The 13,857-nt window shown below is 36.0% G+C and carries 9 protein-coding genes; all 9 read left to right on the top strand.

What is annotated here, in order from left to right; genetic code table 11:
- The first annotated feature begins 159 nt into the window (after nucleotides 1-159).
- Genes WKT03_RS07935 through pglZ form a run of 9 tightly spaced genes read left to right on the top strand, consistent with a single transcriptional unit; the run spans nucleotide 160 to nucleotide 13,856 of the window.
- The gene (locus WKT03_RS07935) at nucleotides 160-387 is read left to right on the top strand and encodes a helix-turn-helix domain-containing protein (RefSeq protein ID WP_340391465.1); all 228 of its coding nucleotides are present in this window, start codon (nucleotides 160-162) and stop codon (nucleotides 385-387) included.
- Nucleotides 350-970: a DUF1819 family protein gene (locus WKT03_RS07930; RefSeq protein ID WP_340391463.1), complete on the top strand. Its 621-nt coding sequence runs from the start codon at nucleotides 350-352 to the stop codon at nucleotides 968-970. The genes WKT03_RS07935 and WKT03_RS07930 overlap by 38 nt, the downstream gene beginning before the upstream one ends.
- On the top strand, nucleotides 971-1,549 hold the full coding sequence (locus tag WKT03_RS07925) for a DUF1788 domain-containing protein (RefSeq protein ID WP_340391461.1): 579 nt from the start codon (nucleotides 971-973) through the stop codon (nucleotides 1,547-1,549).
- Nucleotides 1,550-1,562: 13 nt separating this feature from the next.
- A complete protein-coding gene (gene brxC / locus WKT03_RS07920) occupies nucleotides 1,563-5,180 on the top strand; it encodes a BREX system P-loop protein BrxC (RefSeq protein WP_340391459.1) in 3,618 nt (1,205 codons plus the stop codon).
- A gap of 20 nt (nucleotides 5,181-5,200) precedes the next feature.
- Nucleotides 5,201-5,668, top strand: a complete 468-nt coding sequence (locus WKT03_RS07915) for a hypothetical protein (protein WP_340391458.1) — start codon at nucleotides 5,201-5,203, stop codon at nucleotides 5,666-5,668.
- Nucleotides 5,665-6,492: a hypothetical protein gene (locus WKT03_RS07910; protein WP_340391456.1), complete on the top strand. Its 828-nt coding sequence runs from the start codon at nucleotides 5,665-5,667 to the stop codon at nucleotides 6,490-6,492. Before WKT03_RS07915 ends, WKT03_RS07910 begins: the two co-directional genes overlap by 4 nt.
- Nucleotides 6,493-6,509: 17 nt before the next feature.
- Nucleotides 6,510-10,118, top strand: a complete 3,609-nt coding sequence (pglX, locus tag WKT03_RS07905; protein WP_340391455.1) for a BREX-1 system adenine-specific DNA-methyltransferase PglX — start codon at nucleotides 6,510-6,512, stop codon at nucleotides 10,116-10,118.
- Between the two features lie 12 nt (nucleotides 10,119-10,130).
- The gene (locus WKT03_RS07900) at nucleotides 10,131-11,327 is read left to right on the top strand and encodes a hypothetical protein (protein WP_340391454.1); all 1,197 of its coding nucleotides are present in this window, start codon (nucleotides 10,131-10,133) and stop codon (nucleotides 11,325-11,327) included.
- Between the two features lie 12 nt (nucleotides 11,328-11,339).
- Nucleotides 11,340-13,856: a BREX-1 system phosphatase PglZ type A gene (gene pglZ / locus WKT03_RS07895; protein WP_340391452.1), complete on the top strand. Its 2,517-nt coding sequence runs from the start codon at nucleotides 11,340-11,342 to the stop codon at nucleotides 13,854-13,856.
- Nucleotide 13,857 lies beyond the last annotated feature (1 nt).

Raw genomic sequence — 13,857 nt, 5'->3', positions numbered from 1 at the left:
ATCAAAAAGAAAATTCGACATGTCGAAGTAATCATTCATAAATTTATTGAGAAAACAGCATATATATGATAAAATAGCCACAATGAGGAGTCGTATAGATAAAATATACGATAAAAGCTATATAGATGGTGATTAAGAAAAAAAGAAGAGGTAGTGTATATGTCAGTATCGTATAACGGATTGTGGAAGCTGTTAATTGACAAAAATATGAAGAAAGTGGACTTGATTAATAATCTCGGAATAAGTAGCAGCACGATTGCCAAGATGACAAAAGGAGAGAAAGTTTCTATGAATATTTTGGAGAAAATCTGTGATGAGTTAGACTGTGACTTCGGTGACATTATCCACTATGAAAAGAACAAGGATGGTGGAAGCAATGACTTATAGTGCTGGGCTGATTTCTCAGTCTTTTTGGTTTGTAGAGATAAAGAAAATAATCAATTTGATAAACAATGGAATGGCTGAAAATGAAATAAAAAAACTATGTATAGATGAAAATTTGTTCGGCGTTATGAAAGAATATAGGGCAAAAAGAATATACGGATACATTTGGAACAGAGCCAAAAGACTAGATAAGACACTGATTGACTTGTTTTGCACATCTGACTTGGCAACCCAAAAGGTAATCAATTTGATTGCTATTCTCAAGACAGACCGATTGTTCTTTGAATTTATGTTTGAAGTGTACCGTGAAAAAAATATACTTGGTATTCCGGTAATCGAAGATGCAGATGTGAATATTTTTTTCAAGAATAAAGAAATTCAAAGTGAAGATATTGCAGCTTGGACAGATGGTACAAAACGCAGGCTTCGCTCAATATATTTTAACTATTTGACAGATGCAAACCTTTTAACGGTTGTTGAGAAGAAGAAAACAATAACGCCACCAATTCTTGATATTGCTTTAGAGCGTTATCTTGAAGCGTGTGGAGAGAGCGCAATGATTAAAGCAATTACGGGGGTGGACTAAATGCTATCGCTTGACGAACGATTAGATAAAGCAGAAGAAATGATACAAAAACCCTCGTTTAGAGAGAATAAAGGGTTAGGAAATGAAGTTGGATACTATATCTTTGATTATCCGGCTGAAAAAGAATTGTATATCCGTGAGAGGATAGAATACATCAAGAAAAAAAGTGAAAACTCAGATGATGATTTCAAAGTTGTAGTGTTTGACCTTTACGATATTATGATTGATATTCTTATCAAAAAAGGATATTTGGAAAAGTGTTATCAGTTTGAAAAGACAAAAGGCTTTGAGAGAGTGTCAAAATCCATCAGCAATATGTTGAGGATAACATCATCAGACAGTCTGATAGTGAATCATATCAGGGAGAATACGCCGGAGAAAGCGGTTGTGTTTATTACTGGTATTGGAAAGTGCTATCCGATATTGCGTTCACATACGGTACTGAATAATTTACATCAGGTCATAGATAATGTTCCGGTAGTGCTGTTTTATCCGGGCAATTATGACGGTCAGGAACTAGTGCTGTTTGGAGAGATAAAGGACGATAACTATTACAGAGCATTCAAGCTCGTGGATTAAGGGGAGAGGAAATATGATTATCAAGAATATGTTTTCAAAGCCTATAGACAGGGATATTAAAGGTGTAATCAAAGTAGGACAGGATGATGATGCAAATATCAAGCAGGAGCTTGAAGAATATGTAGTGACTAGAGAACTTCAGAAACATTTTTCCGACTTTTTTTCAAGCTACAAAAGAGGAATTATCGGAAATACGGACAAGATGGGTGTGTGGATATCGGGCTTCTTTGGAAGTGGTAAATCTCATTTCTTGAAGATTTTATCCTATCTCCTTGAAAATAAAGAAGTTGGCGGAAAGAAAGCGATTGACTATTTTGTAGATGATAATAAGATCGCTGATCAGATGGTACTTGCAGATATGAAGCTGGCAGGTACGATTCCGACCGATGTTGTTCTTTTCAATATTGACTCTAAAAGCGAAGTGAACGGTAAGCAATCTAAGGAAGCCATTGTTTCCGTATTGCAGAATGTGTTCAATGAAATGCAGGGATTTAGTGGTTCTAATCCGTTCCTTGCAGATTTGGAACGCAAATTGACGGAAGAAGGAAAGTACGATTTATTCAAAGAGAAATTTGAAGATAGCTTTGGTTCTACTTGGGAAGAATCACGCAGCGACTTTGATTTCATTCAGGACGACGTGGTAGAAGTTCTTGACGGGATTAATTTTATGAGTATTGAGGCAGGCAGAAACTGGTGCGAGAAAGCTACCGGAGAATATGCATATAAGGTTGAGGATTTCGCCAGACTTGTTAAGAAATATCTTGACAAAAAAGAGAGCGATCATCATATCGTATTCCTGATTGATGAGATTGGACAGTACATAGGCGATGATTCCAAACTTATGCTGAATCTTCAGACTGTAACAGAAGATTTGGGTACTGCCTGCGGCGGTAAGGCTTGGATTATCGTAACAAGTCAGCAGGATATTGATTCGATTACAAAAACAAAAGGAAATGACTTCTCGAAAATTCAGGGGCGTTTTGATACCAGACTTTCTCTTTCATCTGCCAATGTAGATGAGGTTATCAAAAAGAGAATCCTTGAAAAGAACGAAGCAGGAAAACAGACACTTACACTGCTTTATGATGATAAGGCGACAGTTATTAAGAACCTTATTTTGTTCAATGATGGGGTTGAAAAGAAATTATATTCAGACAGAGAAAATTTTGCGGACATCTATCCGTTTATTCCATATCAGTTTAATTTACTTGGAAGTGTTCTGACTTCCATTCGTACTCATGGTGCATCCGGTAAGCATCTGGCAGAAGGCGAGCGTTCTATGCTTGCGTTGTTCAAAGAATCTGCCGTAAAGGTTATGAACGATGAACCGGGAACGATTGTGCCATTTAATATGTTCTATGACGCTCTTGAGCAATTCCTTGACCACTCTCACAAGGGTGTTATTTCCCGTGCATTAGATAATGATTATCTGAATCCAAACCATGAAAAAGAATGCTTTGATGTCAATGTACTGAAAACACTCTTTATGATTAAGTATGTTAAGGAAATCAAAGCAAATACCCCGAATATCACAAGCCTTATGGTATCCAATGTAAATGATGATCGTATGGCTCTTGCACAGCAGGTAGAGGACGCATTGAAACGTCTTGTTCGTCAGACTTTGGTTCAGAAGAATGGGGATATTTATGTATTTCTGACAGATGAGGAGCAGGAAATTAATAGAGCGATTAAATCACAGAACGTGGATTCTGGAGAAGTCATTGCAAAGGTATCTGAGATGATTTTTGACGGTATTTACGATGAAAAGAAGTACCGCTATCCGGCATTCAATGGTAGATATGCGTTTGCTTTCAATCAGGTTGTTGATGATAAACCGTATAAAGCAAATCAGAATAATGACATTACATTGAAAATCCTTACTCCAAATAGCGATGAGCGAGCAGATGAAACAACAATGAGAATTCTGTCCGGTCAGTCAAGTTGCGTACTTGTAGTATTGCCTGACGACAGAACATTTCTTGATGAAATCCGTTCTGCTTTACAGATAGAAAAATTTATCCGCTTTGATGCTACAAATGCAGTTACACAGTTTGAAAGCATTAAGGAAGCCAAGAAAGTGGAAATGCGTGAGAGAAACGGTGCTGCGAAGCTATTCCTTTCAGAAAGTTTGAAAAATGCAGAAATCTATGTGAATGGCGATAAAATTCAGAGCGGAGCAAAGGAAATTGCTTCTAAGATAAATGAAGCACTCGGAAAGCTGGTTTCCACTGTTTATCATAAGCTGTCATATATTGATACAGCAATGAGTGAGTCCGACATTCGCACATTGTTCAAGAATAATGGACAGCAGCTCACGATTGCTGGTATAAATACAGCAAAAAATGAACTGGCTCTCCACGATGTGAATGATTATATTGCTCTGAACACACAGCGTCACATGAAAACTTCTATGAGGTCTATTTTGGAACGCTTCTTGAAAGCACCGTATGGATTTGTAGAAGCTGATGTTCAGTGGCTTGTTGCTAAGTTGTTTAAAGATGGCGAAATTGCAATGTTCGTTAATAATGATGCAGTTACATTGCTTTCAAAGACTCCAGAAGAAATTATCCGTTATCTGACACGCAAAGAGTTTAATGAAAAACTGATGACTGAGAAGCGTGTAAAAGCGAATGAAAAGCAGAAGAAATCTGTCCGTATAGTAATGAAAGAACTATTTAATGTTACTTCGGCAAGTGATGATGACGATGCGATTATGAGAAGTTTCCTTGGTTACGCATCAAATCTGAAGAATGACCTTGAAAAATTGGATATTCACTATGCAACGCAGCCTGCATATCCGGGCAAACAGTTGATTGCTTCCGGTAAAAAATTGATGGCTGATGTTTTGCAAATGAAATATTCCAATGAGTTCTTTGCAGGTATTGACCATAAGAAAGATGATTTTCTTGATTTTGCGGAGAATTATGAGCCTGTTAAGAAGTTCTTTGCAGGAGAACAGAAGGGCATATTTGATAAAGCTCTGAAACTGATGAAGATTTATGATGACAGTAAAACATTCATTGTAAATAGTGAGATAGAATCCGTTGTTGAAGACATCAAGTCCATTTTAAAGAAATCTGCTCCTTATTCAGAAATCTTCAAATTGCCGGATTTACTGGACAAGTTTATTAATCTTTACAGTGGACTTCTCAACGAAATGCAGAAGCCGATAGATAATGCTATTCAGGAAGCAAGACAACGTGTCTTTGAAGAACTACAAGATAAGAAATGCCACGATAAATTAGCAGATAAGTATGTAAATCTGTTCAGAGAAATCGGTGATAAGGCAATGAGTTGTAATAATGTGGCTATACTGCAAAATATCAAAGTAGAAGCAGACGCACTCAAAGTTCGCTGCCTAAATGAGATTGAAAAAGAAGAAGCAAAAATCATTGCAGCAGAACAGCCTGCTCATGTAGCGGAAACCAGAAATTATGGTGAGAAATCGATTGTTCCAGCTGTATCTGCTCCAAAGGTAAAGAGAAAGAAAACGGTTAGCATTAAATCTATCAATAATGCGACAACTTGGCAGCTTGAGAGTGAAGCAGATGTTAAGAAGTATATTGCAGAACTTGAGAAAAAACTGATGAATACTTTGGAAGAAGATACGATTATCAATATTGAGTTTTAAGAGATGGGGAGGTGGGCGCCTTGTCAACAGAAAATTCTACAATACCTATTCAGGGAGATAGCGAAGGATATGTGACTTTTGAATGCCCGTACTGCAATTCAGAATTTAAGTTGCAAGCCGGAGAATATCAAAATGATGATGAGCCTTTTGAAGAATTGTTTTGCCCTTATTGTGGTCTGGCGAAAGAAAAGAATGAATTTCTATCATCAGATGTAATCGAGCAGGCACAGGCAATCGCTTATAACAATATGGTAGAAGAATTGAATAAGACATTTAAGAAAATGCAAAGGTCGGTTAATCGATCTAAAGGGATGATAAGGATAAAAATGGATTATAAGCCATTGAAAAAGATCGTAACGAAAGAATTAAAGGACAAGGATACCACTGAAACAGAGTTTAAGTGTTCTTGTTGTGGTCGCAGAGTAAAGGTACTTTATTGTGCAGGAGCAGCAAAGGTGTTTTGTCCGTATTGTGGGGTGGATATATGAACAGATTAGAATTAAGAAAACTGAGTTTAGAATTTCGCAGATTATCAAGCAATTTGCTTAATAGCACTAATGACACAGCAGATATAAATCTTTCTCGATTTCTCAAATTTATAGATGGAAATGAGTTAATATCCAGAATCATTCAGGATAAAATGTCAGGTGTCGATTATGACTTTAAGATGTGTTATGCAATAGACCGTTCGGGGTGGGCTGACTATAATCCACCAGAAGATGAAGCGTGTCATATTAAAGCACAGTATGATTATTTGAATTTTATAAATAACGAGAATACAGTTAATGTCAGAAGTCAGGCTATGAAATATTATTGGTCTGATAAGAAAATAAATACAATTATACAAAATTTTCTTGATATGGCATTTAAACCGCTTATAGATTTTATCAATGATCAGCTTTCAATGGAAATGATTGTTTATGACGAGGAGGCAAAAACTATGGGAGGAAATACATATATTCAGAATATTGAAACTGTCAATGGCTCTGCGAGTCAGCAGAATAGTGGCGTGATAAATACTTATAACACTACAAATGATACCAGTTCTATGATTGAGTTAATTGACAAATTACTTGCTTCATTGCCCGAGATACAAGGTGTTGATGCAGAAGAAATTGAGAATGTAAAAGATGATTTGGAAATGGTTCAGGAACAGTTGAAAACTGATAATCCGAAAAAGAACCGTATAGGAAAAGCTCTTGTAGGTATCAAAAAGTTTGCAGGCGATTTTTCTATGAAACTTGCAGTAACACTTGCAGCCGGAGCAGATTGGGGTATGTTACTGCAACAGCTTGAAAACTTTATTAGATAAGAGATGGAGAAAGCAAGATGAATAAAACAGCAATAAGAAAATTTGCAGAGTGGGCAAGAGAAAAACTCATTGACGATATTAAATATAAAGCCGGAACAGTTGGTATTACAGAGAATGGGATTGCTGAGAAATTACCACAATCAACAAGTGATACGTATTTCTATGATGTTGGCACAAAGGATTATACGAAAATCTCCGGTATTGAAATTAAGCAGAGAGATGCTCTTGTAAAATCAATTCAGACAAAAGAACGCAGCTATAAGAGTTATCAGGAAGCATTTGAAAATGTGATTGAAGAAGTTGCATATACTTGGTTCAACCGTTTGATTGCAATTCGTTTTATGGAAGTCAATGATTATTTGCCTTCCGGTGTTCGTGTGCTTTCTTCCGAGAATAAGGCAAAAACAGAGCCTGATTTGGTAACGACACCGTTTGATACCGATTTGGAATTTACATCTTATGAGCAGGACAGAATTATCCAGTTAAAAGATGATAATAAACTGGACGAATTATTCCGTATGCTCTTTATTAAGCAGTGCAACAAGCTTCACGATATTTTACCGGAACTGTTTGAAAAAACCGATGATTATTCGGAATTACTTCTCACAATTTCATTTACAGACCCAGAGGGAATTATTCATCATCTTATCAACGATATTGAAGATGCTGATTTCCGTATTAACGATGAAATGTACACTGATGATGGAAAAATAAAGGCTGACGGTCAGGTTGAAATCATTGGTTGGCTGTATCAGTATTATATTTCAAGGAAACACGACGAGATTGTAAATATCTATAAAGGAACAGTAAAGAAAGCGGATATTCCGGCAGCAACACAGTTGTTTACAACAGATTGGGTTGTTCGTTATATGGTGGACAACTCTTTGGGAAGATATTGGATTGAAAGGAATCCACAGAGTAAGTTGGTTGAAAAACTGGAATTTTTTGTCACGCCTAAAAATGGAGAAATCCAGTATGTCGATGAAAAAATTAGTCCGACTGATTTAACCTTTTTCGACCCATGTATGGGTAGCGGACATATTCTTGTATATGCGTTTGATGTGCTGATGGAAATCTACCGTGAAGTGGGATATTCAGATAGAGATGCGGCATTAAACATTGTGGGAAATAACCTTTTCGGTATGGATATTGATAAGCGTGCGTATCAGTTGGCGTATTTTGCAGTAATGATGAAAGCACGCAGTTATAATCGTCATGCATTGACAAAAGGTATATTCAATAACCTTGCAGTTGTTGAGGAAAGTAATTCTATTGATAAATTTGCTTGTAATGGTTTAACAATGGATAGTGAACAGAATAAAATTGGCGAATACTTAGTTGAAGTGTATAGGGACGCACAGGAAATTGGTACATTACAGACGATAGAAAAGAAAGATTACAATGGATTTACAGCATATTTAAATAATATTGAGCGTAGTGCGGGGCAGATAGACCTTTTTTCAACAGCATGGCTGAATGATACACTTCCACAGATGGTACAGCTTGCAAAACAGGCTGAAATTATGAGTAATAAGTATGCAGTTGTTTGTACCAATCCGCCATATATGAATAAGTTGGAAGGACAGTTAAAGAAATTTGTGGTTGATAATTATAAAGCGTATTCAGGCGATTTATTCAGTGTGTTTATGTATCGAAACTTTGCTTTCTGTAAGTCAGACGGCTACTCTGCTTTTATGACTCCTTTTGTATGGATGTTCATTAAAACATATGAAAAACTCAGAGAATACATTATTTCATGTAAGACGATTACTTCATTAATTCAAATGGAATATTCGGCTTTTGAGGAAGCAACTGTTCCAATCTGCTCGTTTATTCTGAAAAATTCAAAAAGTAACGAAAAATCATTATGCTTTAGGTTATCAGATTTCAAGGGTGGAATGGAAATTCAAAAACGAAAGGTGCTTGAAGCAATAGCAAACAAAGAATGTGGTTATTTCTATGAAGCAGATGAAAATAACTTCGTAAAAATTCCTGGTTCCCCAATAGCATATTGGGTTTCAAAACAAATGAGAAATGTGTATTTCAAAGCAAAACAAATGAAAGATATTGCCGAGCCAAGAGCTGGAATGCAAACAGGAGAAAATGAAAAATTTATTAGATATTGGTTCGAAGTTATGGAGAACCAATTAGGAATAAGAGCTCAAAATAAATTAGAGGCAGTAAAGAGCCAAAAGAAATGGTTTAGATATAATAAAGGTGGTGAATTTAGAAAATGGTATGGAAATAACGAGTTTGTAGTTGATTGGTGGAATGATGGATTTAATATTAAAGAAGATAAATTATATAAATTATCTATTGGAAAATGTTTGCCGAGTAACTCAAAGCCTAAAAATATGCAATATTATTTTCTTGAAAGCATAACTTGGTCTTTTGTTAGTTCTAGTTGTTTTGGGGTGAGATATTCACCAGAAGGAGCGTTATATGATATAGCGGGGTCATCTGTTTTTCCAAATAAAGAATTGGTTTATTATTTAACAGGTTTATTGTGTTCAAAAATAAGTTTTGAGTTTATGAGAATGCAAAATCCAACATTAAATTTTCAGGTGGGAAATGTTGCAAATATTCCAGTTATCATTAATGAATCGTATAAGAATTTTATTGATGATATTGTTAAAGAAAATATAAGTTTGGCAAAATATGATTGGGACTCATTTGAAATATCTTGGGATTTTACAAAACACCCTCTTATCCGCCCTATTTCCTCTGTTGCCGAAGCCTATGGACAGTGGGAAAATGAGTGCAAAAACCGTTTTAACCAGTTGAAAGTCAATGAAGAAGAATTAAATAAAATATTTATTGAAATTTATGGTTTACAAGACGAGCTTACACCTGATGTTGAGGATAAGGATATAACTGTTCGCAAAGCCGATTTGCAAAGAGATGTTAAGAGTTTAATTTCCTATGCAGTTGGCTGCATGCTTGGCCGTTATTCTCTTGATGAAGATGGACTTGTTTATGCAGGTGGAGAATGGGATAACAGCAAATATGATACTTTTATTCCAGATAAGGATAACTGCATTCCTATTACAGATGAAGAATATTTTGAAGATGATATTGTTGGTCTGTTTTGTGCGTGGCTGAAAAAGGTTTATGGAGAAGATACTCTTGAAGAAAATCTTGATTTTATTGCCAATGCTCTTGGCAATAAGGGTAAGACAAGCCGTGAAGTAATCCGAAATTATTTCTTGACAGATTTTATCAAAGACCACATTAAGACTTATCAGAAACGCCCGATTTATTGGCTCTTTGACAGCGGTAAGCAGAATGGCTTTAAGGCTCTTGTTTATATGCACCGTTGGAACGCAGACACCATTGGTAATGTTCGAGTTGAGTACCTGCATCGTATTCAGCGTGTGTATGAAAAAGAGATTACCCGTATGCAGGAAATCATCGACAATAGCCACGATAACAAGGAAATTTCCAACGCTACAAAGCGTAAAGAAAAGCTCCAGAAACAGATTAAAGAAACCAAAGACTATGATGCTAAAATTGCTCATTTAGCTCTTTCACGTATCGACATCGACCTTGATGATGGCGTAAAAGTCAATTACGAAAAAGTCCAGACCGCCGATGGAAAGAAAATGCAGATTTTGGCGAAAATATAGAGGAAATGACTAATGGCAGATGTTAATATAGTTAAACTGAGAATATCGAATGGAAATGGAAAAAGTGTTGAAAAGCAATATCAATTTTCAGAAGCAATATTTGAATTGACAGACGATTTAGTTAAAGCAGTTATGCAAGAAAAGAAAATTGAAAATATAACTTCTTGTATATTAAGTGTTGGTTTATATAATGCAGCACTTATTATAAAGAGCTATTCACTGACGAAAAATGTTTATATAGATGGCTTTTATAATATAAATTCAGTTATTAGCATTTTACAGGCAGCGGATATCAATATACATATAGAAAAACAAACAATAGATAAGTTACAGATAGATTGTGCTGAAGTGTTATTGGCAGATTGTCAAATCAATCAATTTGATGCAGGACTCAGTAAATTTTCTCCTGATGAAAACAATTTAAGTAATTTTGAGTTTGAACAGATTGATATTAGAGATTGCCATATTCATTTTATGCAGATGTTTAATAATTGCAAACGTTTTAATGTTCAGCGAAGTGACATTAACATACTTAATATGAATGGAACTATGAGAACAAAGGCAGCAGTTATGGAAAATCTGTTAATATGGCAAAATAGTAATATTGGAACGATGACAATGCAATATTCTATTAAGAATTTTAAGATAGAAGAAAGCACTGTATCAAGGATAGTAGCGAAGGCAGGGTGTTATCATGAGAATACCGATATTGATATTTCAGGTATACTTGATTCGTACTATTACACAAAAGAAAATTTTTCACAAATGAATGTTGGAACATGGAGTATTGTATCAAAGTCAGCATCTAATCAAGGATTACTTAATGAACGTGCAGAAGCACAATATCATATTGTAAAAGAGTCTTACGAACGAGCAAAGGGTATAAAAAAGTTTTTCGGAAAACTTATAGACTTTTGTACTGGTTATGGATATAAACCAATTCGAGCATTAAAAACTTGTTTGTTAATGATATTAGTTTCATGGGGCTTACTTGAAAGTGTTGATGTTGCGTTATTTCGGTTGGGAAACATTATACCTATTAGAAGCATTTGGGACAATTTATTCATAGCAATTACAGCAATTATAGGTCAGAGCGGAATGACTATCAATGATGGCTTTCCATATTGGGTATCTTATGGAGAATATATTTGTGCTGTAATATTATTTGCGATGTTTGTGAATGCACTTTATGTAAGATATAAGGATTAAGGCGGTATACTAATGGCAGAACTAAACTTAAAACAGATTACAGACAAATTAAATAGTGAGTTTGCAAGTGATGTCCGTAAACTTGTATTTTGGTATGATGCCAATGCGGAGTTTCAGGAGGATATTGACAGCATAGAATTGGAAAATGCAAAGGTTCTGCATCTTGAGCCGGACAACCAGTTCTATATCAAATACTTCTTGGAACGAGAGGATACGACAACCAATTATCTTGTGTACGCTCCTTTTGCAAAACCGAACATAAGGGACAACCATCTTGCAGATACAATTCGATATTCCAAAGAATTTTTTGCTGACCGTGCTTCCTTGCTCACGCTTGATTTGGGGATTGAAGAACGGTACAAGCCTGTCATTCAGCATTATATTAAATTCTTTGCGAATAAAGACAGAACGCAGAAATTCTATGATTTGGAAATAGAGAATTTCAATAGAAGTACGATTGAAGTTGCCTTAATGAGCGTTCTTTGCAAGGATAAGACAGCTTCTTTTGAAGAAGTGCTGCGTTCAATATTGACAGACGATGGCTTGCAGGATAACAAATACCTGACAGAGTTTGAGAAGTATGATTTGCTTTCTGCATTTTGGCAGCAGGCAGATGTGGCATTTGGATATAATGACCCGAAGCCAACACTTGAAAAACTCGTTATCACGATGTTTGTTACTTATGCGGCTAAGAGTATTCATACGGATATGCCGCAGGCTTGGAAACCATTTATTTCTTATAAATTTGGTAATATCATTGCATTTATGGATAACCTGATGAACAGTTATCTGTATGGTACACGTTTTGATAAGATTTCAGAGATTATCTATAATGCAATTAACGGTAAAAATTATCTTGAGAAGATGGAAGTGGAAACACTTGTAGATTGTAATATTTTTGCAGGTGTTGATGAACTTCTGATTAGTTGGATTATCGGCAGACTTGAGAATGAAGATATAGGAGCAAAGCTGAATGGAAAGACGATTCCGGAGCTTTGTGTAGAACGCAGGAAGCAACATTTTGGAAAGAACTTCCGCAATGAGTATTTTATTCTTCAGAATGCCTTTGATATGATTGCTGAAGGTAAGTATCAGCCAGTCAGCGGTATCAAAAACTTGGTTAAGGAATATACGGAGTCAACTTATAAGATTGACCGTTATTATAGATACTTTTATTTTTACTTTGATAAATTGGAAGATACCACACAGTTTGAAAAAATTAGGGAACTGGTTGAGAATATCTATACGAATGAGTATCTGAATCGGATTACAGTGAACTGGAATAATGAGCTTACAGACGCAGATGGAGAAACAGGACTTACGTTGCAGAGAGATTTCTTTGCAAGGCACATTAACTACTCAAAGGATAGAGTGGTAGTTATTATATCCGATGCACTCCGCTATGAGGTTGCACATACGTTGTTTGAAAAAATGCAGGCAGATGAGAAGTGCAATGCTTCTATCGGAGCAATGCAAGGCGTTCTTCCATCTTATACACCGTTAGGTATGGCTTCCCTGCTTCCGCATAAGACAATTGAGTACAGTCCGTCTTATGATGTACTGGTAGACGGAAAAGCGTGCAGTTCCACGGAGCAGAGGGAAGCCATTCTGAAAGAGTACAAAGTAAACAGTAAATGTGTTCAGTTTGATGGGGTGAAAACAATGAAGCAGGCAGACCTTCGTTCTATCTTTACCGGACAGGACGTTGTGTATATTTATCATAACCAGATAGATGCCCGTGGAGATAAAGCGGCTTCTGAAAATGAAGTGTTTACCGCCTGCGAAGAAGCAATCGAAGAAATTTATACTTTGATAAAGAGGATTGCATCGCAGGCAAATACTTATCATTTTATTGTGACGGCAGACCACGGATTTATTTATAAGAGAGACAAAATTCAGGCAACAGATAAGATTACCGGAGCTGCTTCAAAATCAAACAGTGTTGGACAGCGTTATTCCATATCTGCCGAAGAAATCAATGCAGACGGTGTTTGCCATACAACAGTTGGTAAGGTACTTGGTAGTGTCGATGAGTGTATTGTATCATTTCCTCTTGCGTCAGATATTTTCAAGGTGGAAGGAGCAGGACAGAACTACGTTCATGGCGGCTGCTCTCCGCAGGAAATGCTTGTACCAATGATTGATGTGAAAGTGGATAAGGGCAAAAAGGAAACAAGCCTAGCAGAAATTGCCCTTGTAAGCCTGACTTCAAAGATTACAAACCTTATCACAACACTGGATTTTGTTCAGACAGAACCAGTAAGCGATGTAGTGAAAGAAACAAGTTACCGAGTATATTTTATTTCTGATAATAACGAGAAGATTTCTAATGAGAATATTGTTATTGCAGATAAGAAAGATAAAGATACGACGAAGCGTATGTTCAGACTCCGCTTTAACTTTAAGAACAAGAAATACGATAAATCACAGAAATACTACTTGGTTGCTTATGACGATAAGAATGATATAGAAGTTCTTCGCCACGAGATTATTATGGATATTGCATTTGCCGATGATTTTGGATTTTAGA

This window comes from Coprococcus sp. HCN-4056, from assembly GCF_037892645.1.
GTDB classification, from domain to species: Bacteria; Bacillota; Clostridia; order Lachnospirales; family Lachnospiraceae; genus Coprococcus; species Coprococcus ammoniilyticus.
Note: the sequence above shows the minus strand (reverse complement) of the source record. Positions and strands in the feature narration are given on the sequence as shown.

Coding starts and splice junctions, on each gene's coding strand:
- WKT03_RS07900 (WP_340391454.1), top strand. CDS start 10,131: ATGGCAGATGTTAATATAGTTAAACTGAGAATATCGAATGGAAATGGA.
- WKT03_RS07930 (WP_340391463.1), top strand. CDS start 350: ATGAAAAGAACAAGGATGGTGGAAGCAATGACTTATAGTGCTGGGCTG.
- WKT03_RS07910 (WP_340391456.1), top strand. CDS start 5,665: ATGAACAGATTAGAATTAAGAAAACTGAGTTTAGAATTTCGCAGATTA.
- WKT03_RS07935 (WP_340391465.1), top strand. CDS start 160: ATGTCAGTATCGTATAACGGATTGTGGAAGCTGTTAATTGACAAAAAT.
- brxC (WP_340391459.1), top strand. CDS start 1,563: ATGATTATCAAGAATATGTTTTCAAAGCCTATAGACAGGGATATTAAA.
- pglZ (WP_340391452.1), top strand. CDS start 11,340: ATGGCAGAACTAAACTTAAAACAGATTACAGACAAATTAAATAGTGAG.
- WKT03_RS07925 (WP_340391461.1), top strand. CDS start 971: ATGCTATCGCTTGACGAACGATTAGATAAAGCAGAAGAAATGATACAA.
- pglX (WP_340391455.1), top strand. CDS start 6,510: ATGAATAAAACAGCAATAAGAAAATTTGCAGAGTGGGCAAGAGAAAAA.